This window comes from Aquabacter spiritensis, assembly GCF_004346185.1.
Taxonomy (GTDB): Bacteria; Pseudomonadota; Alphaproteobacteria; order Rhizobiales; family Xanthobacteraceae; genus Aquabacter; species Aquabacter spiritensis.
Genome location: NZ_SMAI01000005.1, coordinates 76,683 through 98,137 on the forward strand (window position 1 = coordinate 76,683; position 21,455 = coordinate 98,137).

Annotated in this window: 19 protein-coding genes; all 19 read right to left on the reverse strand. The window is 68.9% G+C overall.

The window, feature by feature from the left end; all coding sequences use genetic code 11:
• Positions 1–10: 10 nt before the first annotated feature.
• Entirely contained in the window at positions 11–859 is an 849-nt protein-coding gene (locus EDC64_RS09875) for an MBL fold metallo-hydrolase (RefSeq protein WP_132031125.1), read from the reverse strand.
• Positions 860–875: 16 nt separating this feature from the next.
• On the reverse strand, positions 876–1,757 hold the full coding sequence (locus EDC64_RS09880; protein WP_132031126.1) for an amidohydrolase family protein: 882 nt from the start codon (positions 1,755–1,757) through the stop codon (positions 876–878).
• Positions 1,754–2,866, reverse strand: coding sequence for a vWA domain-containing protein (locus EDC64_RS09885; protein ID WP_132031127.1), 1,113 nt, complete (start codon positions 2,864–2,866; stop codon positions 1,754–1,756). The genes EDC64_RS09880 and EDC64_RS09885 overlap by 4 nt, the downstream gene beginning before the upstream one ends.
• On the reverse strand, positions 2,863–3,747 hold the full coding sequence (locus EDC64_RS09890) for an AAA family ATPase (RefSeq protein WP_132031128.1): 885 nt from the start codon (positions 3,745–3,747) through the stop codon (positions 2,863–2,865). Before EDC64_RS09890 ends, EDC64_RS09885 begins: the two co-directional genes overlap by 4 nt.
• Entirely contained in the window at positions 3,744–4,811 is a 1,068-nt protein-coding gene (locus tag EDC64_RS09895; RefSeq protein WP_132031129.1) for a xanthine dehydrogenase family protein molybdopterin-binding subunit, read from the reverse strand. Before EDC64_RS09895 ends, EDC64_RS09890 begins: the two co-directional genes overlap by 4 nt.
• Before the next feature lies 1 nt (position 4,812).
• A complete protein-coding gene (locus EDC64_RS09900; protein ID WP_132031130.1) occupies positions 4,813–6,585 on the reverse strand; it encodes a xanthine dehydrogenase family protein molybdopterin-binding subunit in 1,773 nt (590 codons plus the stop codon).
• A 12-nt stretch (positions 6,586–6,597) separates the two neighbouring features.
• Positions 6,598–7,080, reverse strand: a complete 483-nt coding sequence (locus tag EDC64_RS09905; RefSeq protein ID WP_132031131.1) for a (2Fe-2S)-binding protein — start codon at positions 7,078–7,080, stop codon at positions 6,598–6,600.
• Between the two features lie 9 nt (positions 7,081–7,089).
• Entirely contained in the window at positions 7,090–7,911 is an 822-nt protein-coding gene (locus EDC64_RS09910; RefSeq protein ID WP_132031132.1) for an FAD binding domain-containing protein, read from the reverse strand.
• A 2-nt stretch (positions 7,912–7,913) separates the two neighbouring features.
• Positions 7,914–8,366, reverse strand: a complete 453-nt coding sequence (locus EDC64_RS09915) for an SRPBCC family protein (protein WP_132031133.1) — start codon at positions 8,364–8,366, stop codon at positions 7,914–7,916.
• A 4-nt stretch (positions 8,367–8,370) separates the two neighbouring features.
• On the reverse strand, positions 8,371–8,808 hold the full coding sequence (locus EDC64_RS09920; protein ID WP_132031134.1) for an SRPBCC family protein: 438 nt from the start codon (positions 8,806–8,808) through the stop codon (positions 8,371–8,373).
• Positions 8,809–8,821: 13 nt separating this feature from the next.
• Positions 8,822–11,749, reverse strand: a complete 2,928-nt coding sequence (locus EDC64_RS09925) for a flotillin family protein (RefSeq protein WP_132031135.1) — start codon at positions 11,747–11,749, stop codon at positions 8,822–8,824.
• Between the two features lie 127 nt (positions 11,750–11,876).
• Positions 11,877–12,755: a phosphoenolpyruvate hydrolase family protein gene (locus tag EDC64_RS09930; protein WP_132031136.1), complete on the reverse strand. Its 879-nt coding sequence runs from the start codon at positions 12,753–12,755 to the stop codon at positions 11,877–11,879.
• Positions 12,756–12,762: 7 nt separating this feature from the next.
• Complete coding sequence (locus tag EDC64_RS09935; protein WP_132031137.1) at positions 12,763–15,006, reverse strand: ABC transporter permease; 2,244 nt, start codon at positions 15,004–15,006, stop codon at positions 12,763–12,765.
• Entirely contained in the window at positions 14,999–15,778 is a 780-nt protein-coding gene (locus EDC64_RS09940; protein WP_132031138.1) for an ABC transporter ATP-binding protein, read from the reverse strand. Before EDC64_RS09940 ends, EDC64_RS09935 begins: the two co-directional genes overlap by 8 nt.
• The gene (locus EDC64_RS09945) at positions 15,775–16,863 is read right to left on the reverse strand and encodes a branched-chain amino acid ABC transporter permease (protein WP_132031139.1); all 1,089 of its coding nucleotides are present in this window, start codon (positions 16,861–16,863) and stop codon (positions 15,775–15,777) included. Before EDC64_RS09945 ends, EDC64_RS09940 begins: the two co-directional genes overlap by 4 nt.
• A 2-nt stretch (positions 16,864–16,865) precedes the next feature.
• Positions 16,866–17,876, reverse strand: a complete 1,011-nt coding sequence (locus tag EDC64_RS09950; protein WP_132031140.1) for a branched-chain amino acid ABC transporter permease — start codon at positions 17,874–17,876, stop codon at positions 16,866–16,868.
• Positions 17,869–18,723, reverse strand: coding sequence for a helix-turn-helix transcriptional regulator (locus EDC64_RS09955; RefSeq protein WP_165933710.1), 855 nt, complete (start codon positions 18,721–18,723; stop codon positions 17,869–17,871). The genes EDC64_RS09950 and EDC64_RS09955 overlap by 8 nt, the downstream gene beginning before the upstream one ends.
• Before the next feature lie 332 nt (positions 18,724–19,055).
• The gene (locus tag EDC64_RS09960; RefSeq protein WP_132031142.1) at positions 19,056–20,306 is read right to left on the reverse strand and encodes an ABC transporter substrate-binding protein; all 1,251 of its coding nucleotides are present in this window, start codon (positions 20,304–20,306) and stop codon (positions 19,056–19,058) included.
• A 473-nt stretch (positions 20,307–20,779) separates the two neighbouring features.
• Positions 20,780–21,454 carry a GntR family transcriptional regulator gene (locus EDC64_RS09965; protein WP_165933711.1) on the reverse strand — a complete coding sequence of 225 codons (675 nt, stop codon included), beginning with the start codon at positions 21,452–21,454 and terminating at the stop codon, positions 20,780–20,782.
• Between the last annotated feature and the right edge of the window lies 1 nt (position 21,455).

Here is a 21,455-nt window from a genome sequence, read left to right on the forward strand (position 1 = left end):
GCCGCCCCGCTCAGGCCGCGAACCAGCTGCGCGCCGGCAGCGACTGCACGACCGGCCCCGGCACCGTCATGTCCATGCGGCCCACCACCTGGCCGTGCTCGATCTTCGCCGGCTTGTCGTGGATCGGCAGCAGGAAGCGCGAACTCCCCAGCAGCTTCTTGATCGCCGCCTTCTCCTGGCGCTTGGAGACGCCGTGATTGCCGGTGGTGCGCGGCTCGTTGGCGTGCAGTTCGTGGAAGGGCGAAACGATCTGGTCGTTGAAATCGTAGATCACGTCGCCGCAGATCGTGGCGCGGCCCTCGATCGTGTCGACATGCACGTTCATCGAGCCCTCGGTATGGGCACCGGCGGCCTCCAGATAGCAGCCCGGGAACAGCTCGACCGGACCCGACAGTTCGAGATCCTCCAGCCGCAGCGCGTCGCGGGTGTGCAGCCGGTCGATCAGATGCTTGATGTCCGGCGCCGGATATTGCGGATGCATCAGGCCCGAGACGGAATATTCCAGCTCGCGGCGATTGATGATCACCGTCGTGTTCATCGGGAAATGCTCGTCCTTGCCGGCATGGTCGATGTGCAGATGGGTGTGCAGCACGTGGCGCACGTCGCCCGGCCGCACGCCGAACTTTGCGAGCTGGTTTTCGATCATGTTCTCGTGGAACTGGAGCCCGCGCATGCCGAGGCTCTCCATGATCTGGTTGTTGCGGTAGCCGGTATCGACGACGATCGGCCAGGGTCCGCCGAGCACGAGAAAGCCGTAGACCGGCACGCGGCGGGTGCGGCCACAATCGCGTCCGAGCACCAGGAAGCTCGATTCCAGCTCGATGTCGCCATAGTCCAGAATCTTGATTTCGAGCGCCATGGGCGCCTCCCTTGGGTTATGCGTCGAGGCGGTAGACCCGTCGCGCGGTTTGCTGGAACACGGCGTCGCGGAGCCCTTCGGGCACCGCCGCGCGATGCGCGTCGATCAGATCGGCATAGGAGGTCCACAGCTTCTCGATCGGGAAATTGGAGCCGAACAGGCAGCGCTCGGCGCCGAACAGCGCCAAGGTCTCGCCGACCACCCGGGCGATATGGGCGGGATCGTTGCGGCGCAGGAAGGTGCCGAGCGCGGAGAGCTTGCTCATCACGTTGGGCTGCGCCGCGAGCCGCGCCATGCCGGCCCGCCACGCCGCGATCCCGTCCGGGGAGAGATCCTCCAGCATGCCGGCATGCTGGAGCACGAAGGTCACGTCCGGGCACGCCGCGGCGAGGCGTGCGGCGTGCGCCATCTGGCCGGCGAACACCTGGAGGTCGAAGCTGAAGCCATAAGCGGCAAGCCGCCCGACATTGGCGATCACCTGCGGGTCGCAGACGAGATCGGCCGCGGCGGCGAAGCGGTAGAGTGGGTTTTCGTGCCAGTGCAGCTGCATCCGCACGCCGCGCACGCGGGGATTTTGGGCGAGCCGGTCGAGCTGCGGGCGCACGTCGCCGACGGTCATGTCGGCATAGGCGACGATCGCGATCGGAAAGCCGCTCGTCTCCGAGGCCTGCGAAACATAGTCCACCTCGTCCATAAACCGGTCGGGCGCCCAATTGGCCTGGACATAAACCGCCTGGGTCGCGCCCGCCGGCCGGCAGTCCGCGAGATATTCCGCGACGGGATAGTCCCGCCGGATCGGCTCGTAGGGGCCGAAGATGCGCGGCTGCATCGGCCCGAGGAGCCAGGGCAGATCTGCCTGCCGCCAGATGTGGAAATGGGAATCGACGAAGCCGGTCATGCCGCTGTGCTGCCTCCGAGCGAGAGAATGTGCCGGCAGATCCGGCCGGTGCTGGCGCCGTCCGACAGGCTGGAGAGGTGCGGTGCGATCAGGCGCAGCGCCTCGGTCTGCGGGCTGAAGTCCGGGTCGGCGGCGAGCGGGGTCAGCCAGTCGATGCGGTGGGCATGGGCCGACAGGCGCGTCACCGCCCGCACCAGCGCCTCCGGATCGCCCCGCTCGAGTCCATCCGACAGCACCAGAACCACGGCGCCGCGCGCATAAGCGAGGAAGCGCGGCACGGCGAGAAACGCCTGCAGCGCGTCGCCGATGCGCGTCCCGCCGTCCCAGTCCGCCACCAGAGCGGAGGCCTCCGCAAGCGCCTGTTCGCGCCGCCGCCGGCGCAGCGCGGGCGTCACCCGCGTCAGCCGCGTGCCGAAGGTGAACACTTCGACGCGCGGCGCGGCGTGGACGAGGGTGTGGGCGAGGGCGAGATTGGCATCGCTGCGCTGCTTCATCGAGCCGGAAACGTCGATCAGCAGCAGAACCGGCCGCGGGCGGGTGACGCGCCGCAGCCGCTTGAGGCGCATCATTTCGCCGTCATGGCGGATCGCCGCCCGCAGGCTGCGGGCGAGATCGACCATGGCGCCGCGCCGCGCCGTGCGGTGCCGGTAGCCGCGCCGCCGGGGGAGCGCGGCCGGCAGCGCACGGCCGAAGCGGCGCAGCGTTTCGCTTTCGCTCAATGTCGCCAGCCGCCGCACGGAGAGAGCCTCGGCGCCGGTCGCCGCCTGCCCGGTCTCGTTGACCGCCTCGCCGATCAGGATTTCGCGCAGCCCGCCTTCGTCCTGCACCGACATCTGCGAATCGGGCTCGAACGTCTCCTCGCCGGGCTCGGCGAGGACGCCCAGAAAATGCTGGTCGAACAGCGCATCGAACAGCGGCCGCTGCTCGGGATGCGGCGCGAGGGTGGCGACCGCCGCGCGGCGGACATGCGCCATGCTGCGCGGACCGAGCAGGGCCACCGCGCTCAGAAAGGTCACGCTCTGCTCGGGCGCGACGGCGAAGCCGTTGCGCCGCAGGAGCGCCGGAAAGGCGAGGAAGGGCCGCGCGCCGGCGGGAAGCGGCCGGGTCATGCGGCGGCGCCCGGAAGCAGCAGAGCGAGGCGCGGGCGCAGATGTGCCATGTCCTCCTCGTCCTTGATGGCGGCGCCGAGCGCGCGGCGGAACGCCTCCGGCCACGGTGCACCGGTGCGCGCCAGAGCGGTCGCGGCCTCCGCCCAGTCGACCGCCTCGGCGACTCCCGGCGGCTTGGACAAAGGCTCGCGGCGCAGCAGGCCGACCGCATGGACCACCGCCCGGGCCGTCCCCTCGGCCACGGCGGACGAACGCAGCATGATGATCTGCGCCTCCCGCTCCGGCTCGGGATAGGCGATGTAGTGATAGACGCAGCGGCGGCGCAGCGCCTCGTGCAGCTCGCGCGTGCGGTTGGACGTGAGCACCACGACCGGCCGCTCGGCGGCACGCAGCGTTCCGCGCTCGGGAATCGAGATCGAGAAGTCGGAGAGGAATTCCAGCAGGAACGCCTCGAATTCGTGGTCGGACCGGTCGATTTCATCGATCAGCAGGACGGTCTGGTCGGGCCGGCGCAGGGCGGTGAGCATCGGCCGCTCGATCAGGAAATCGTCGCGATAGATGTCGAGCGCCTCGCCCTCGCGGGCCTGCCGGATCGCCAGCATCTGGCGCGGATAGTTCCATTCGTAGAGCGCCGCAGCCGCATCGATGCCCTCGAAGCATTGCAGGCGGATGAGCTGGCGTCCCAAAATGCCGGCGAGCGCTTTTGCGGCCTCGGTCTTGCCGACCCCCGGCGCGCCTTCCAAAAGGAGGGGCTTGCCGAGGGCGAGCGCGAGATAGCCGGCGGTCGCGATGCCGTCGTCGGCGAGATACATCGCCGCCTTCAGCGCCTCCGCCAGCCCCTCCGGGCTCGATATGCCGGCGACCGTGGTGCGCAGCGTCATGCCGGCACCGCGACGTCGCGGGGCCGCCAGGTCACGGCCCCGCCGCGCCGCGGCTGCGGACGCACCCCGCCATTGGCCTTGATGCCGCGCAGGATCTTCTCCGGCGTGATCGGCAGCTCGTCCACCCGCACCCCGACCGCGTTGTAGACCGCGTTGGCGATGGCCGGGAGGACCGGATTGGCGCACATCTCGCCCGGCCCCTTGCCGCCGAACGGCCCGTCCGGCGCCGGCCGCTCCAGGACCGTGACATGGTAGGGCGCGATGTCGCCGGGACCCGGCATGAGATATTCGTTGAAGTCGCGCGGCCCGTGCGCGGGATCGGGATAATAGGGCTCCGGCGTCTCGTAGAGGGCGTGGCTCATGCCCATCCAGGCGCCGCCGACCAATTGCTGCTCGACCATGCGCGGATTGATCACGCGGCCGAGTTCATACGCGCTGGTCATGCGCAGGACGGTCACCTCCCCGGTCTCGTCGTCGACCGCGACGTCGGCCACGAGGCAGGCATGGGCGAAGGCGGTGTTGGGGTTCATCTCCCCGGTCTCGGCATCGACCGCCGAAAGCGGCAGCAGGAAGATGCCGCGGCCCGCAATGGTCCGGCCCTGCTTGAACTGGGCGGCCTGCGCCGTCGCCTTGACGGTGATGCTGCGCGTGGGCGCGCCGCGCACATGGATGTTGCCGCGCCCGTCGGTGACGAGGTCGGCGGCATTGACCTCCAATTCCTCGGCGGCGGCTTCGAGCAATACGCCGCGCGCTTCGCGGGCGGCGGCGATCACCGCATTGCCCATGCGGTGCGTGCCCCGCGAGGCGAAGCTGCCCATGTCGTGCGGTCCGGTATCGCTGTCGGCGGTGTCGACATAGACGTCCTCGACGGGCACGCCGAGCGTCTCGGCCGCGATCTGCCGGCTCACCTGCTTCATGCCCTGGCCGAGATCGATGGCCGAAAGGGCGACGGTGAATTTGCCGTCCGGGTTGGAATGGATCAGCGCCTGGCTCGGATCGCCGCCGAGATTCATGCCGATCGGATAATTGACCGAAGCCATGCCGCGGCCTTCGTGACGGGCCATGTCAGCGCCTCCTTGTGCCGAAGACGGAAGAAAAGCGCATCGCGCCGTGCTGGGTCGGCGGCGCGGCGGGCGGGGCGACCGGCGGCGGCGCGACCGGCGCCGGGCTCGGGGCAGGCGGGTAGAATGGCGGGGCCGAAGAGGCCGGCGGCGCCGCCGGACGGCTCGCCGCGGCGGCGGGCGGCGGCCCCGCGGGACCCGGGGCTGGGGCCGGGGCGTAGCGCGGCACCTGGACCGGCGCGGCCCGCCCGTCCCGCGTCCCCTCCATCACCGGCTCCTTGGTGAGCGGGATGCGCATCGCACCGGCTGGAAGCGTTCCGGTCGCCGGCGCGCCGCGGCTCTCGGGGCGGCCGATCTGGCCGCGCTGGTCGAGCACGGTCGCCGGAATTTCGGCGCGCGCCCCGGTCCCGCCGCCGACCAGCGAGGATTGGCGGCGGGCCTGGTCCGACAGCGGCCAGTTCGCCTTTTCGGCCGCGACCTGGACGCACTCGATCAAAGCCGTGTTCTTGGCGACGCGCCGATGCGGCTTCACGTCGCCGTCGCGATAGGCGTTGAGGATGCGGAATTCCATCGGATCGAGGCCGGCGGCCTCGGCCAGCCGGTCCATCTGCACTTCGAGCGCGAAGTCGACCGCGGTGATGCCGAAGCCGCGCATCGCGGTCGAGGGGCAGCGATTGGTGTAGGCGACGTGAATGTCGGAGGCGACGTTCGGGATCCAATAGGGACCGGGAATATGGGCCGTGCACTTGATCGCCGCATAGCTCGACAGCCGGGTATAGGCCCCGGCATCGAAATAGCTGCGGACATAGCGGGCGACGATCCGCCCGTCCCGCATCAGGCCGTCCTTGATATAGATCCGCTCGGCGCCGCGCGGCGAGCCGTAGAGCATCTCCTCCTCGCGATCGAGGACGAAGCGCACCGGCCGGCCGGTAAGCATCGCGCCGAGGACGGCCAAAGGTTCGGTCAGCGAATCCACCTTGCCGCCGAACCCGCCGCCGACCGTGCCGCCGATGAAATGCAGCCGGTTCGATTCCAGATTGACGATCTTCGCCGTGGTGCCGAGCGAGAAGAACAGGCCCTGCGCGCAGGTGTGCACGACATAGCGGTCATTGTGCTCGGGCGCGGCGATCGAGCCGTTGGTCTCGGTCGGCGCGTGCTCGATCGGCGACATCTGGTAGCGATGTTCGATCACTATGTCGGCGCGGGCGAAGGCGGCCTCGACATCGCCGAAGCGCAGCTTCTGATGGTCGAAGCGCTCGTGATATTCGAAATAATTGTTCGGATAGGTCGGATTGACCACCGGGGCGCCGGGCTTCAGCGCCTCCTCGACGTCGAACACCGGCGTCAGCGGCTCGTACTCGATCCGCACCAGGTTGCGCGCGGCGAGCGCGGCGGCTTCGCTCTCGGCGATCACCGCGACCACCGGCTCGCCGACATAGCAGACCTTGTCGACCGCCAGCGCCGGCTCGTCGTCCTTGCCGAAATTGATCAGGCTGAGCAGGGTGTTCTTGTTCACTGGCACGTCGGCGGCGCGCAGCACGCGCTTGACCCCCGGCGCCCGCGCGGCGGCCGAGACGTCGATGGACCGGATCCGGGCATGGGGGTGCGGGCTGCGCACCACCTTCAGGTGCAGCAGGCCGTCGAAGGCGTGGTCGTCGAAGAAGCGGGTGCGGGCCGTGACATGCCCCGGCATGTCCTGGCGCTGCACGCTCTTGCCGACAACGTTGAGCGTGTCGTCGCGCTCGTCGGCGAACAGGTCCTTGCGCAGTTCCAGCATGGCGCGGCTCCTTCAGGCGCGCCGCGCGCCGGGCGCGGCGGCGGCGGCGAGAATGGCGAGGATGATCGGCTCGTAGCCGGTGCAGCGGCAGATATTGCCGCTGATCGCCTCGACCACCTCCTCGCGCGTCGGGTGCGGATTGTGCGCCAGAAGCGCCCGCGCGGCGGTCAGCATGCCGGGCGTGCAGAAGCCGCACTGCGCCGCGAAATGCGCCATGAAGGCGGTCTGCAGCGGGTGCATGTCCGGCCCGTCGGCGAGGCCGGAGGCGGTCTCGACATGGCGCCCGTCGCAAGCCACCGCGAGGGTCAGGCAGGCGAGCTGCGGCTCGCCGTCGACCAGCACGGTGCAGACCCCGCAGGTGCCCTGCCCGCAGCCATATTTCGGCGCGAAATCGCCGAGCCCGCGGCGCAGCGTGGTGAGCAGCGGCTCCGCCGGATCGACGAAGGTGGCGCGATCGGCGCCGTTGAGGCGGAGCTGGACCGGAAGCTTGGCCATGTCGTCTCCTCAGCGGCCGTCGCCGGCGAGCAGCCGGGCGAGATGAACGGGCAGGACTTCGCGGCGATACCATTCGCTGGCGATCGCGTCGGTCGCCGGCCGGCAGCCCTCCAGGGCCGCCTGGGCCGCGGCCTGGAGGCTCACCGCGTCGAGCGGCTTGCCCTCCAGCGCGCGCTCGACGCCGCGGGCGCGGATCGGCGTCGGCGCCATCGCGCCATAGGCGATCCGGGCCTGCGCGATGCGTCCGCCGGCGCGCGGCAGATGCGCGGCGAGGGTCATCACGGCGATCCCCTTGGGGCGGACCCGGCTGATCTTGCGGAACCTGAAATCGCCCGGGCTCTGCGGCCGGGCGAACTGGATCGCGGCGACCAGCCCCTGGCCGCCGCGGGCGCGGGCGGCGAGGAAATCCTCGAGCGCCACCGCCCGTCCCCCGCCATAGCCGGCCTGCAGCACCACCTGGGCGTCGAGGGCGAGCAGCGCGACGGTGAAATCGCCATAGGGCGGTCCGGCGAACAGATTGCCGCCGAGGCTCGCCATGGTGCGCACCGCCGGCCCGCCGATGCTGCGCGCCGCCGGATGGAGGAAAGCGAGCTCCCCGCGCGCCAGCACCATCGCCATAGTGACGCCGGCGCCGAGTTCGATCCGCGGGCCGCCGAGATTCATCTGCCGGAATGCCGGGTCGGTGACGCGCACCAAAGTCCCCTCGGTCAGCCGGCCCTCATTGACCGCGCGCATCACCAGCGTCCCGCCGCCGATGAGATGCGCCTGCCGGTCGGCGGAGAGCAGGCCGGCGGCTTCGGCGAGGCTCCCGCAGGTGCGCACGTCGAGCATGGTCAGGCCCCTTCCCGCACGAGTTCCGGCAGGCGGCGGACCGCCTCGATGCCGTTGGTGTAGACCTCGTCCCCGACCAAGCGGGCGAGTTCCGCCTCCCGGCCGGGCGGCGTGGTGAAGCGGCTCTCCCAGTGCCAGAAGCTGCGGTTGCCGTCGGTCACCGGCAGCAGGCGGACATGGGCGACATAGTTGAAAAGCGGAATCGGCGTATCGAGCAGGCAATAGCTGAAGGTCATTTCGAGATCCGAGAGGGTGAGGAGCTGCTCGCGCAGCTCGCTGCCGTCGCGCAACGCGAAGCGGCGCACGCAGCCCACCCGGTCGGACGGCTGGGCGCGCTCGATCTCGCTCCGCGCGACGATCGGATGCCAGCGCTCGTGGCCGTTGAAGTCGCGCAGGACCGACCAGAGCCGGTCGACCTGGGCATCGATGATCGTGCTGCGGACGACATGGGGCACGGCATCATCCCCCGAAGGCGCGCTTCAGGGCGTCGAAGCCGCCCTGGAAGACATTGGTCCCGATCCCGCCGACCAGTTCGCCCTCGCGCTCCGGCGCGCAGTCGAAATCCGCCGACCATTCGATGAAGGTGCGCTCCTGATCGGTGATCGGCGTCAGCCGCAGCGTGGCCACGTAATTGGTCAGCGGCATCGGCGAATCGAGGATCGCATAGGTGCAGAACATGTCGTAGTCCGACAGGCCGAGGAGCTGCTCGCGCAGCCGGTCGCCATTGCGCAGGGAGAAGGCGCGGATGCAGCCGACTTTGTCGGCCGGCTCGCCATTCTCGATCCGGCTCTCGGCGATCGCCGGGTGCCAGTTCGGCAGGCCGTTGAAGTCGCGCACCCGGGCCCAGACCCGGGCGGCGGGAGCGGAAATGACGCTGGACACATAGACACGGGCCATGATGCTCGCCCCCTCACGCTGTCTCGGCCGGGCCGGAGCCGCCGGAGGACCCACCCGAAGACCCACCCCCGCCCGACGCGCCCCCCGCACCTCCGCCGCCGCCCTTGCCCTCGCCCCGCGGCTTGGCGGGGGCCGCGTCCTTGGCGACGCGCTGCATGTCGGACGCCTCGCGCATCAGCCCGCCCATCCGGGCGAGATTGCCGCCCTCGATGCCGATCTCCTTCAGCACCTGGTCGATCATCGGCGCCTGGACCCGGTAGCGCAGCGCGGATTCGATCACCTCGTCGGTCGGCGAGCGCGATCCGCCGCCCCCGCCGCCGCCGGCCCCGCCCAGCCCGTCCACATGCAGGATGCGGATGCCCTCGATCCGCTCCATCGGCTTCACGCTCTCGCGCACGATGCCCTCGATCCGGTCGAGCAGGCGGCGGCGGAACAGGCCCTGGCGGGCGCCGTCGCTGAGCACGTTCTCGGCCTCGTAGAGCAGCTTCTGCGCCTGCGCCTCGACCGCGCGGCGGATCTGCTCGGCCTCGGCCGCGATCCGCGATTCCTCGGCGGCCTTCTCGGCGAGCAGGACCTCGACCGTCCTGCGGCGCTTGGCGGTCTCGCTCTCGCGCACCGTCTTGACCTGCTCCTCGGCCTCCACCGCCTTGGCGCGGGCGATCTCGGCGCTGGCCTGGGCCGCCGATTCCTCCAGCGACTTTGCGTAGAGCGCGATCGCCTTCTCCATCGCCGCGGCCTCGACGTCGCGCTCGCGCTCGATCTCCAGCTTCCGCAGATCGCGCTGGCGGCCGACCCGGGCCTGGTCGAGCCCGCGATCGGACGAGATGCGCGCCCGCTCGATCTCCTCGTTGGCCGCGATCTGCGCCTCCTGGAGCGCCTGGGTGCGGGCGATTTCGAGCTGTTCGAGCGCCCGGCGCCGGTCGATCCGCGCCGCCTCCAGGGCCTGTTCGCGGCCGATATCCACCGTCTCCACCTGCTGGCGGGCCGCGATTTCGGCCTGGCGCAGCGCGGTGTCGGCGTCGGTGCGCTCGACCTTCTTGGCGGCGAGCACGATGGCGCGGTCCTCTTCGGCGACCTCGATGTCCTTCTTCTGCACGATCTGCAGCATCTCGCGGGTCTTGGCCGAGGTGATCCGTTCCTGGTCGAGCGCGAGTTCGGTGGCGATGCGCTGGCGCTCCACGCTGTCGCGCCGCTTCAGCTCGGCGGATTCCAGGCCCGCATTGCGCTGGATCTCCAATTCGCGCGTCGCGAGTTCGGCGGCGATCCGCTCGGCGGCGAGCACCTTTTCCTGGACGATCCGGGCCGCCTCGGTGGCCTCGCGGGCGGAGATTTCGGCCGCGTCGATCGCCTGGTTGCGCGCGATCTCGAGGTTCCGCACCTCCTCGTCGCGCCGGATCCGCTCGCTGGAGACGGTCTTCTCCTGCTGGATCCGCGCGGTCTCGATGGTCTCGCGCGATGCGATCTCGGCCGCCTCGATGGTCTCGCTCCGGCCGATCTCCAGCAGGCGCTTGTGCTGTTCGAGCGCGATGCGGTCGGCGGTGAGCGCGTCTTCCTGGGCGATCCGCGCCTTCTCCACCGCCTCGCGCGCGGCGATCTCCGCCTCGTCCAGCGCGCGGTTTCGGGCGATCTGCAGCGCCCGCACCCGTTCTTCCTGCGCGATCCGCGCGGTGTCGACGGCCTCGCGCGCGGCGATGTCTTCCTGCTCCAAAGTGCGGGTGCGCGCGATCTCCTGGTTGCGCACCTCCTGCTCGCGGGCGATGCGTTCCGCGCTCACCGCGGTCTCCTGGAGGATGCGGGCCTTTTCCGTCGCGGTCCGCGCGGAGATTTCGGCCGCTTCGAGCACCTTGGTCCGCTCGATCTCCTGTTCGCGGATCTGCCGCTCGGAGGCGATGCGCGCGGCATTGATGACCTGGTCGTTGGCGATCCGCGCCTTCTCGACATGTTCGTGGGCGGCGATCTGCGCCTCCTCCACGGCGCGGGTGCGGGCGATCTCCTGCTGGCGGATCTCCTTGTCGGCGGCGATCCGCGCCTCGCTGATCGCGCGCTCATTGGCGATGCGGGACTTCTCGATCTCCTCGCGCGAGAGGATCTGCGCCTGTTCGGCCTCGGTGTCGCGGGCGGCGCGCTCGCGGGCGACTTCCGCGCGCTGCACCGCGCGCTTGATCTCGATCTCGCGCTGCTGCTCCAGCCGCGCCGTTTCGCTGTCGCGCTCGATGTCGAGCGCCAGGCGCTCGGCGGCCAGATTGCGGGTGCGGATCAGGATCATCGATTCCTGCTCGATGTCGTTGCGCAACTTCCGCTTGTCCTCGATCTCCTGGATGATCCGGGTCAGGCCGGCCGCGTCGAAGCGGTTGGAGGGGTTGAAGAATTGCAGGTCGGTCTGGTCGAGGTCGGTGAGCGCGACGGATTCCAGCACCAGACCGTTCTGGTCGAGGGCCTCGGCGGCCGCGTCCTTCACCCGCTGCACATAGGTGCCGCGCTGCTCGTGCATCTCCTCCATGGTCATTTCGGAGGCGACGGTGCGCAGCGCCGAAATGAACTTGCCCGAGAGCAGCGCGTGGAGCTGGTCGGGCTGGAGCGTGCGGCGGCCCAAGGTCGCCGCCGCGATCGAGACCGCGCCGCGCTCCGGCCGGACCCGGACATAGAATTCCGCGTCGATATCGACCCGCATCCGGTCCCGCGTGATGAGGGCGTCGTTATTGGCCCGCGTCACGGCGAGTTGCAGCACATTCATGTTGACCGGGGTGACGTCGTGGATGATCGGCAGCACGAAGGCGCCGCCATTGATCACCACCTTTTCCCCGAACAGGCCGGTGCGGACGAAGGACACCTCTTTCGAGGAGCGGCGGTAGAGCCAGTTCACCAGATAGACGACGATGGCGATGACGATCACCGCCACGATCAGCCAGAGGATCAGCGCTCCGATCAGCTGTCCCGTCATGTCCTCATCCTCCCCCCGTCTCCGGGTTGCTTTGCTTTGGCGGCGGGTGCGCCGCGCTTTCGAGGCGAAACCGATCGGGCTGCGTCGGCCCGATCGGGCAATTGCCCCTGGACTGCGACCGAAACCGTCACCCCTGGGGCGACACCTCCGGGTCCGGCATGCCTTTGGCTTCGCTCTGCCGGCCGATGCGCTTGAAGGCGCGGGTCTGGTCCCGGATCGCGACCTCGACCGGCAGACGCTCCATCGAGGACGCGCCGTAGAAGCCGTGGCAGTGCGCCGTGTTCTTCATGATGAAATCGGCGTCGGCCGGCTCGGCGACCGGGCCGCCATGGACCAGGACCAGCACGTCCGGCTTCACCGCCCGCGCCGCCAGCGCCCAGCGATCGACCAGAGCCGGGCAATCCGCGAGCTCGAGCGCGGTTTCGGCACCGATCGACCCGCCCGTGGTGAGGCCGAGATGGCAGACCACGATGTCGGCCCCCGCCTCGGCCATGGCCCGCGCATCCGCCTCGCAGAACACATAGGGCGTGGTCAGAAGGCCCTTGGCATTGGCGGTCGCCACCATGTCGACTTCGAGACCGTAGCCCATGCCGGTCTCTTCGAGATTCTGCCGGAACGTGCCGTCGATCAGGCCGACGGTGGGGAAATTCTGGATCCCGGAAAATCCCGCCTGTGCCACCTCGTCGAGGAAGCGCGCCATGTTGCGGAACGGATCGGTGCCGCACACCCCGGCGATCACCGGGGTATGCTTGACCACCGGGAGCACCTCGGCCGCCATCTCCATGACGATGGCATTGGCATCGCCATAGGGCATCAGGCCGGAGAGCGAGCCGCGTCCGGCCATGCGGTAGCGGCCGGAATTGTAGATCACGATGAGGTCGATCCCGCCGGCCTCCTCGCATTTGGCGGACAGGCCCGTGCCGGCCCCGCCGCCGACGATCGGCTCGCCGCGCGCGGCCATGGAATGGAAGCGGTCGAGGAGGCGCGCTTTGTCGAAGGAGGGCATGGCGGGCCTATCTCTGTGCGGTCCGCTCGCGTCGGCGCCCGGCGTGCAGCGCCCGGAAGTGCTGCACGAGGGAGGCCGCGAAGGCGGGATCGTTGATGTGATGCGGGAGGCGGACGAGCTGGCGGTTCGGGGTCGTCCGCACGGTCTGGGCGAGCGCCTCGAACAGCGCCGCATCCGCGGCGGGGTCGTGGAACGGCTGGCCGCGCGCGTCGAGCGCCGAGACGCCGGCCTCGGGCAGGAGGAACCGCACCGGCCCCTCCATCAGGTTCAGCCGCTCGCCGAGCCAGCGGCCCATCCGGGCATTTTCTTCCGGGGTCGTCCGCATCAGCGTGATCTGCGGATTGTGCGGGTAGAAGATGCGGCCGCGATAGCGCTCCGGGACGGTGTCCGGCGCGGCGAAATTCACCATGTCGAGCGCGCCGACCGAGCCGACATAGGGGATGCGCGTGCGGATCACGGCGCCGAGCCGGTCCTGCGTCGCCGGCAGGAGGCCGCCCATCATCATGTCGCAGATCTCGGTGGTGGAGACGTCGATCACCGCGCCGACGAGGCCGGATTCGACCAGCTTCTCCAGCGCGCGCCCCCCGGTCCCGGTGGCGTGAAAGACCAGCGGCTCCCACTCGTCCCGCAGCAAGGCGCAGACCTGCTGCACGCAGGGTGTGGTGACGCCGAACATGGTCAGGCCGACGAGCGGCTTCTCCGCCGCCGGCCCGCCCCGCGCCGGCGCGGGACGCGAGAGATCGGCGAGCCGCGCCTTGGCCATCGCCGCCAGCGCGCGCGCGCCGTTTCCGAGGATCAGGCGCGACACCCGGTTGAGACCCTGAACGTCGGTGACGGCGGGCATCATGATGACGTCGCTCGCCCCGACATAGGCGCGCATGTCGCCGCCGGCCAAAGTCGAGATCATCACCTTGGGCAGGCCCACCGGGAGCGCCTGCATCGCCGGGGTCACCATCGCGGTCGCGCCCGATCCGCCGGCCGAGATGATGCCGAGAAGGCCGGTCTGGCGCGGCAGCCAGGCGGCGAACGCCTCGGTCATGGCGGCGACCGCCGTGCCGCGGTCGCCGGAGGACAGTCCCGCCGACCCCTTGGGGTGGGCCAGCGCCACTTCATTGGGCGAGACGTCTCCCCCCGCGCTGCGGCCCGAGGTGGACAGATCGACCAGCCGCGTCCGCAGCCCTTCGGCCCGGATCAGGTCGCGCAGGAAGCGCAATTCCTCGCCCTTGGTGTCGAGCGTGCCGGCGATCATCACATAGGGATCCCCGGCGGCGGCCGCGGCGAGCGGCCGGACCGCGCCGAGGGCGTGGCCGTCGCGCGTGGCGAGGGTCGGCCGCGAGATCGTGCGCGCCTGCGCCTCGATTCGCGCCGCCGGCACCGGCTGCGACCAGCGGGTCGGAAGGGCCGGATTGGAAACGAAGACGCGGGTCGGGCCGGTCGGCGCGGCGGTCCGGTCCGCGGCCGCCGCAGCACCCGGCAGGTCTTCGGGCGCCCCGTCCGTCTCGTCGTGCCCGTGGCGCCCGACGCCGAGCAGCCGCTGCTGGAGGTCGCGGTCGCCGGCCAGCGTGGCGGAGGCGATGATGCGGTTGATCCGGCCATTGACCATGATCGCCACCGGGTCGGACATCTGGGTCGCGACGCCGATATTCTGCTCGATCACCAGGATCGCGACGTCGCCCTGCTCGGCGAGCCGCACCAGCATCTCCTCGACATGGGCGACGATGACCGGGGCGAGACCCTCGGTCGGCTCGTCCATGATGAGAAGGCGCGGATTGAGCAGGAGCGCGCGGCTGATCGCCAGCATCTGCTGCTCGCCGCCGGAGAGCTGCGCGCCGCCATTGTTGCGGCGCTCGGCGAGGCGGGGAAACGCCGCATAGATCCGCTCCGGCGTCCAGGCGCCGCGCTTGCCGCGCTGCATCAGCCGCAGATGCTCGTCGACGGTGAGCGAGCGCCACAGCCGCCGGCCCTGCGGGACATAGCCGATGCCGAGGCGCGCGATGTCCGCCGGGGCGCGGCCCGCAATCTCCTCGCCGAACAGGCGGATCGAGCCGGAACTGGCGGGAACCAGCCCCATGATCGCCTTGCACATGGTGGTCTTGCCCATGCCGTTGCGGCCGACCACGGAGAGCACGCCGTGCTGCAAGGTGAGGTCGACGCCCTGCAGGGCATGGGAGCGCCCGTAGAACACGTTGAGGCCGGAAATCTGGAGCACCGGCACGCCGGCGCCGGGCGGGGCTTTCAGCCGCTCAGCCATGGCCGCCCCCGAGATAGAGGTCCTGGACCTCGGGATCGGCCTCGATCTCGTCCGGCCGGCCTTCCTTGAAGATCCGGCCATTGTGCATCATCGTCACGCTCTCGACGACGCGCAGCGCGACGTCCATGTCGTGCTCGATGATGATGTAGCCGATATGGGCCGGCAGGCCGGTGAGGATGTGGACCAGATCGCGCCGCTCGGTCGGCGACAGGCCGGCCGCCGGCTCGTCGAACAGGATGAAGCGCGGCGCGCCGGAGAGGGCGAGCGCGATCTCCAGCTGGCGCTGCTGCCCGTAGGCCAGCTCGCCGACCAGCTGGTCCTTGACCGCGGTCAGATGCACCGCGTCGATCAGGCCCTCGGCGGCATGGACCAAGGCGTCGTCGCGGCGCGGCCGCAGCAGGGAATAGCGGTTCCGCGAGACGCCGCGGCAGGCGAGATAGACATTGTCGAGGACCGGCAGGCCGGCGAACAGCGAGGAGATCTGGTAGGTCCGCCGCAGGCCGCGGCGGATCCGCTCATATGGCGGGAAGGCCGTAACATCTTCCCCGAAGAAGCGAATTATGCCCGAGCTGGGGGCGAAATCGCCCGTGATACAGTTGAATAAGGTGGTTTTTCCCGCGCCGTTGGAGCCCAGCACCGCCCGCCGCTCGCCGGGCTGGACCGACAATGTGATGTCCGACAGCGCCGCCAGCGCCCCGAACAGCCGCGAAACGCCCCGCAATTCCAAGGCATTGGCCGAGCCCGCGGAGGCCGGTCGCGCGCCCCGGCTCATGGCTGCCCCCCCGGCCCGCCCATCTCGGCCGTCCGCGCCTCCCGCCCCCGCCGGTACCGCCCTTTGACCCGCTCAGCGATCCCGATCAGCCCATCCGGCGAGACCAGGACGATGACCAGGAAGCCGAGCCCGATAAGCAGTTGAAAACGCTTGCCGTCCAGCCCCACGAGTTCGAGAAGATCGAGCGAGAACGTGCGCAGCAGGACATAGACCAGGGCGCCGATGAACGGGCCGATCGGCCGGCTCAGCCCGCCGACGACGGCGATGATCAGGATGTCCACGACCGGCCCGACCCCCGCCGTGCCGGGCGAGATCTGGCGCTGGTACCAGACCAGAAGCACCCCCGCGAACGCGGCGATGACGGCCGCAAAACCATAGGCGGCGATGCGGTGGGCGGTGACGTTGAAGCCGAGCGCCGCCATCCGCCGGGGATTGTCGCGCGTGCCCTGGAGCGCGAGGCCGAACGGCGCGCGCGACACATAGATGACGGCGGCATAGGCCAGCGCCGCGCTGCCGAGGGTGAGATAATAGAACGCCACGTCGCCGCCCCAGTCGACACCCAGGAAGACCGGCGGCAAGATCCCGTTGAACCCGCTGAAACCATTGAAGATCGTGTAGTTCTGCAGGCTCAGATAATAGAAGGCCGAGGCGATCGCGAGGGTGATCATGATCGTGTAGATCCCCTCGGTGCGCACCGAGAGCGCCCCGCTCAGAACGCCGAACAGGCTCGCCAGAACGACCGCGACCGGCACCGTCGCCCACCAGGGCCATTTCAGGCTGATCTGGGTGATCGCACTGTCGCCGAGGATCGCGACGAGATAGCCGGCGAAGGCGGCGACGGTCATCTGCACCAGGCTGACGATCCCGCCATAGCCGGCGAGGAACATCAGGCTGAGCGCGATCATGCCCAGGATGATCGCGTAGGCGATGATCTGGACCAGCCAGAACGGCGTCGCGATCAGCGGCATGACCAGGAGCAAGGCGGCCACGATCCAGAAGGCGGTGCCCTGCCGCGCGATCGCCTCGCGCAGCCCGATCCGGGCGCCGGCATCGATCGAGGGGGAGCGGGTCTCGAGCGTCGCCATCGTCAGCGCCTCGCCGCCAGACCTTCGGGCCGAACCGCGAGGACGGCCACCATGATCAGGAAGGTCAGCATCACGGCATAAGTCGGCATGTAGACCGAGCCGAACTGCTCCGCGAGGCCGACGATCAGCGCGCCCATCGCGGCGCCCGGGATCGAGCCCATGCCGCCGACGATCACCACCACCAAAGAGGACAGGAGGATCTTGACGTCCTCCCCCGGCTGAAGCGACTGGAAGGTGCCACCGACCACGCCGGCAAGCCCGGCAAGCCCGGCGCCGAAGGCGAACACCATGACGAACACCAATTGCACCCGGACGCCGGTGGCGGAGAGGATGTCCCGATCGTCGACGCCGGCGCGCACCAGCATGCCGATGCGGGTCCGGTTGAGGGCGAGCCACATGGCGAACCCGACGACGATCGCGCCGAACAGAATGGCGATGCGCACGAAGGGGTAATTCATCATCACCGCCTCGCCATTGCTGCGCAGGGCGACGACGAACGGCAATTGGATCGGCCCGGCGAGCCAGTCCGGGGTGGTCACCTGGAAGGTGTCGCCGCCATAGCTCCACAGAAGGAGGTCGGCGATGATGATCGACAGGCCGATCGTCACCAGCGTCTGGCGCAGATCCTGGCCCTCCATCCACCGGAACAGCAGGACCTGCATCAGGATCCCGGCCAGGGCGACGATCAGAAAGGCGAAGAGGAGCGCCAGAAGCCAGTAGCCGGTGAGCTCGCCGATGCTGTAGCCGAGATAGCCGCCAAAGAGATAAAGCGAGCCGTGCGCCAGATTGACGTTGCGCATGAGGCCGAAAATCAAAGTAAACCCGCTGGCGACGAGGAAATAAAGCCCCCCCAGCGTGATGCCGTTGAACAGCGCGCTGAGGAACACGCGCTTGCGGCCGAACGTGGCCTCCATGCCGGGCGACCAGACGGAGAAGATCAGCCAGAGCAGCACCGCGGCTGCGAGCAGGATCAGGACGGAGCGGATCGGCCGGCGGGTGACGAAATCAGCCATGGGCCACCTTGAGGTTCAGCGGCCCGACCTTGCGCAGCGCCCGCCGGTAATCGCTCGGCGCCATGCCCATATGGGCGGTGAAGAAACGGGTGAAGACGCTCTGACAGGAAAAGCCGAGCCGCTCGCTGATGGTCGTGACCGGATCGCTCGACATCACGATCCGGTCGAGCGCGGCGTCGAGCCGGACGGTGTTGGCGAACACGCTCGGCGTGACGCCGACCTGCTGGCGGAACAGCTTGAAGAAATGGGCGCGCGACAGCCCGGCCTCGCGGGCGACGCTCGACAGCGCGCCTTCGTGCGAGGGGTGCTGTTCCAAGAGGCGGCAGGCGCGCTGCACCCGCCGGTCGATCGTGCCCTCCGCCGAGAGATGCAGCAGGGAGGACGCGAGATCCGTGCCGATCGGCTCGCTCGACGCCTGCGCCAGCGCCATCAGGACCGGGTCGAGATGAAGGTCGCGGTGGGCGGACAGCAGCATTTCCACCGCCTTGTCGCGCCAGGCCGCAATCTCGCGGGTGATGACGAGCGCCGAAGAGGGGAAAGCGCGCGCGCCAAGCGGCGTCATGGTCTGTGCCAGCAGCCATTCGGGCTTGAGATAGACCACGAGGAACAGTCCCGCCGAGCCGTCGCGCTCCGGGCGGAAATTGTGCGGCTCCCAGGGATTGATCGCGGCCCCCATGAACGGGTCGACGCGCACCTCACGACCGCTGGCCGAGACCAGCCCCCGCGCGCCCTCGAGGAAGAAGATCAGATGGGCCTCGCGATGGGCGTGCAGCACCAGCGGGCGATCAAGTCCGTAGATGGACACGCGGCCGAAGGGACCGTGGCAGACCGCAACTGCGCGACTCATGGTTCCTCGCTTGAAAAGACACGGCCGGCCCGGCGCGCCGCGTCGGGCGAACCTGCCCGATCCCGCAGCCCGGGGGCGGCGACATCGGGGACCGGAACGAAGTGCGATCGAAGGGGGCGCCCGTCGTCCCCATCGGAATCCGGTCAGCGACATGCCGGCGCCGGGCGCCGTGAGGCTCGATGTTCCCGGCCAGACACTCTGGTCACGCAGACGACCCGGTTCGTGTCATGCCCCGGCCGGGTCGCGCCCCATCCGACCGCCGCCTCACGGCTGATCGGATCGAACAATCCCGATCTGGTCAGGCTGTGTTCTGACCGGTCGCCTCGCGTGCTTCAGCGTTTGCACTCGGGATTGGTGCGCGACGGCAATCCGACCGCTTTGAACTCGGCAAGCGGCAGACCGAGCGTCTGGTTGACGTTCGGCACGGTCTTGACGAATTTGTTGGTGAGATCGCCGTTGGGCAGTTCCGCAACCTCGGTGATGAAGGTCGTGGCGATAGCCTGACGGTTGTCGTCCAGCTTGATTTTGCCGTTGGGCGCGTCCAGCTCGGTCTTGGCGAGTTCGGCCCGGAACTTGGCCCCGCCGTCGGAGAGATCGCCTTTGACCTTATCGAGAGCCTTCGCCATCGCATTGTAGGCATTGTAATAATTTGTGGCGAAGAGCGAGGGGCTCGCGAACCTCTTATCGGCCGGGAAGGCGTCCTGATATGCCTTCACGAATTCCTTCCAGCGCGGATCATCCCAGGAATCGGCAACCGCGCCGGACGAGGGCGTTCCCGCCAGAAGGCGCTTGGCGGCGCCGCGGGACGACAGAACGGTCTGATCGACCATGATCGAGCCGCCGATGAACTTGGATTTGCCGCCGGTCTGGCTGTACTGATTGAGAAAGTTGACGGCATCTCCGCCGCCGAGACCGAGGAAGACCGCATCGACATCATCGGGAATGTTGGCGATGACGGAGCCGAAATCCTTGGTGCCGAGCGGCACCCATTGGCGCTGCACGATCTCGCCGCCCGCGCGGCAATAGCCGAGCGCGAAGCCGAACACCTGGGTGTAGGGGAAGGAATAGTCCTCGCCGATCACGGCGACCTTCTTGTAGCCCTTGTCCTTGAACACATATTCCCCGAGACCCGCCATCCATTGCGCTCCATCGCTGTTGAAGCGGAAGAAGTTCGGGGACGGATTGACGAACGTTGTCTCGAGCGCGCCCGACGAGCCGTTGACGAAGGTCACGTTCGGCACCGTCTTGCTGTAGTCGCGCATCGCGATGCCTTCGGACCCGGACAGCGGCCCGATGATCAATTGGACCTTGTCTTGTTCCACCAGCTTGCGCGCCGCCCGAAGCGCGGAATCCGGACTTGCGTCGGTCGCCACGACGATGAGTTCGACATCGCGGCCGGCCATTTTGTTGCCCGCCTGTTTGGCCGCGAGCTGCACGCCGCGAACGCCGTCTTCGCCACCCGAGGTCAAGGCCCCGGAAAGCGTCGCCATAACGCCGACCTTCAGCTTTTCCTGCGCCTCGCTCGCTCCCGTCGCAGCCACCAGACAACAGGCCGCAAGCGCGGTCCGAATTACCTTGTGCATAGCATAGACCTCCCTGACCGGAACCGCCGAGGTTCAGCGGCGGCGCCACGGGCAGATTTCTATTGTTCTGCCTCAAGGTAAGGCTACCACAGGCCGCCGCCCTGCCAAGATGACGCGCATTGCCGAGGGTCTGCTTTTTCAAACCTGCACTTGCTGCGCTGCAATAACAACGGAACAGCTTTTGAGGGGGAAGAGCTCTTCGCCTTCCGCATCTTGGATGCTGAGGCTGGAAAAATAGATAGTCTTATGTATTTTTGAGCTCGGCCCTATGACGACTTTGTGGCCGACAGGATATCGTGGGCTCATCGGCAGGGATTTCGCGCGTATTGCGCGCTGCAACTCTCGCCTGCAAAATCAAAAATTAGAGCCGCTTCAACCCAAGCGCGACCGGCGGCTGCTCCATCAAGCCTGCCGCCCGAAAAAATCCGGTTCCCTACACAGGAGACAGTGAGAGGAACTACAGACCGCGCACGTCAAAGATCCTTCAACGCGATCTTGGCCGCCTGCTCGATATGATGCTGCGACAGGCGATAGGCCTCCTCAGCATCGCGACGCTTGATGGCGGCGAGCAGGCTGCGGATCTCACGGATGCTCTGCCGCGCACGGGCGGGCGAGGCCAAAGTGAGCCGGCGCAGCATGGTGATGCGGTCATTCAGCGAGCGCAGCAGGGACCGGATGACATTGTTGCCGGTGCCGTCGAGCAGCACGTCGTAGAAGACCTGCTTGGCGGCGAGGATCCGCTCCACGTCCTGCGCGCGATAGGCGAGCGCGAGATCGGCGACGGCGCGGCTCAATTGCGTCACCTGATCGTCGCTGGCGCATTCGACGAACAGGCGGGCGGCGAGCGCCTCCAGCGCAGCGCGCACCTGATAGACGCTGGCCGCATCGGCGGGGGTGAGGCTGCGCACCGAAGGGCCGCGATTGGGGATGATCTCGATCAGCCCCTCGCTCTCCAGCTCGCGCAGAGCCTCGCGCACCGAGGGGCGGCTGACCCCGAGCAATTCGCAGAGATCCTTCTCCACCAGTCGCTGACCGGGTGCGAAGCGGCCGCTGGTAATGGCGCCGCGCAGCACCTTGGCCACCTGCCGGCGGACCGGCGCGGCGACCCCGGTCACGCGCATGGATTGGTCGTTCGCTGCTTCGGTCATG

Coding starts and splice junctions, on each gene's coding strand:
- EDC64_RS09875 (WP_132031125.1), bottom strand. CDS start 859: ATGGCGCTCGAAATCAAGATTCTGGACTATGGCGACATCGAGCTGGAA.
- EDC64_RS09880 (WP_132031126.1), bottom strand. CDS start 1,757: ATGACCGGCTTCGTCGATTCCCATTTCCACATCTGGCGGCAGGCAGAT.
- EDC64_RS09885 (WP_132031127.1), bottom strand. CDS start 2,866: ATGACCCGGCCGCTTCCCGCCGGCGCGCGGCCCTTCCTCGCCTTTCCG.
- EDC64_RS09890 (WP_132031128.1), bottom strand. CDS start 3,747: ATGACGCTGCGCACCACGGTCGCCGGCATATCGAGCCCGGAGGGGCTG.
- EDC64_RS09895 (WP_132031129.1), bottom strand. CDS start 4,811: ATGGCCCGTCACGAAGGCCGCGGCATGGCTTCGGTCAATTATCCGATC.
- EDC64_RS09900 (WP_132031130.1), bottom strand. CDS start 6,585: ATGCTGGAACTGCGCAAGGACCTGTTCGCCGACGAGCGCGACGACACG.
- EDC64_RS09905 (WP_132031131.1), bottom strand. CDS start 7,080: ATGGCCAAGCTTCCGGTCCAGCTCCGCCTCAACGGCGCCGATCGCGCC.
- EDC64_RS09910 (WP_132031132.1), bottom strand. CDS start 7,911: ATGCTCGACGTGCGCACCTGCGGGAGCCTCGCCGAAGCCGCCGGCCTG.
- EDC64_RS09920 (WP_132031134.1), bottom strand. CDS start 8,808: ATGGCCCGTGTCTATGTGTCCAGCGTCATTTCCGCTCCCGCCGCCCGG.
- EDC64_RS09925 (WP_132031135.1), bottom strand. CDS start 11,749: ATGACGGGACAGCTGATCGGAGCGCTGATCCTCTGGCTGATCGTGGCG.
- EDC64_RS09930 (WP_132031136.1), bottom strand. CDS start 12,755: ATGCCCTCCTTCGACAAAGCGCGCCTCCTCGACCGCTTCCATTCCATG.
- EDC64_RS09935 (WP_132031137.1), bottom strand. CDS start 15,006: ATGGCTGAGCGGCTGAAAGCCCCGCCCGGCGCCGGCGTGCCGGTGCTC.
- EDC64_RS09940 (WP_132031138.1), bottom strand. CDS start 15,778: ATGAGCCGGGGCGCGCGACCGGCCTCCGCGGGCTCGGCCAATGCCTTG.
- EDC64_RS09945 (WP_132031139.1), bottom strand. CDS start 16,863: ATGGCGACGCTCGAGACCCGCTCCCCCTCGATCGATGCCGGCGCCCGG.
- EDC64_RS09950 (WP_132031140.1), bottom strand. CDS start 17,876: ATGGCTGATTTCGTCACCCGCCGGCCGATCCGCTCCGTCCTGATCCTG.
- EDC64_RS09955 (WP_165933710.1), bottom strand. CDS start 18,723: ATGAGTCGCGCAGTTGCGGTCTGCCACGGTCCCTTCGGCCGCGTGTCC.
- EDC64_RS09960 (WP_132031142.1), bottom strand. CDS start 20,306: ATGCACAAGGTAATTCGGACCGCGCTTGCGGCCTGTTGTCTGGTGGCT.
- EDC64_RS09965 (WP_165933711.1), bottom strand. CDS start 21,454: ATGACCGAAGCAGCGAACGACCAATCCATGCGCGTGACCGGGGTCGCC.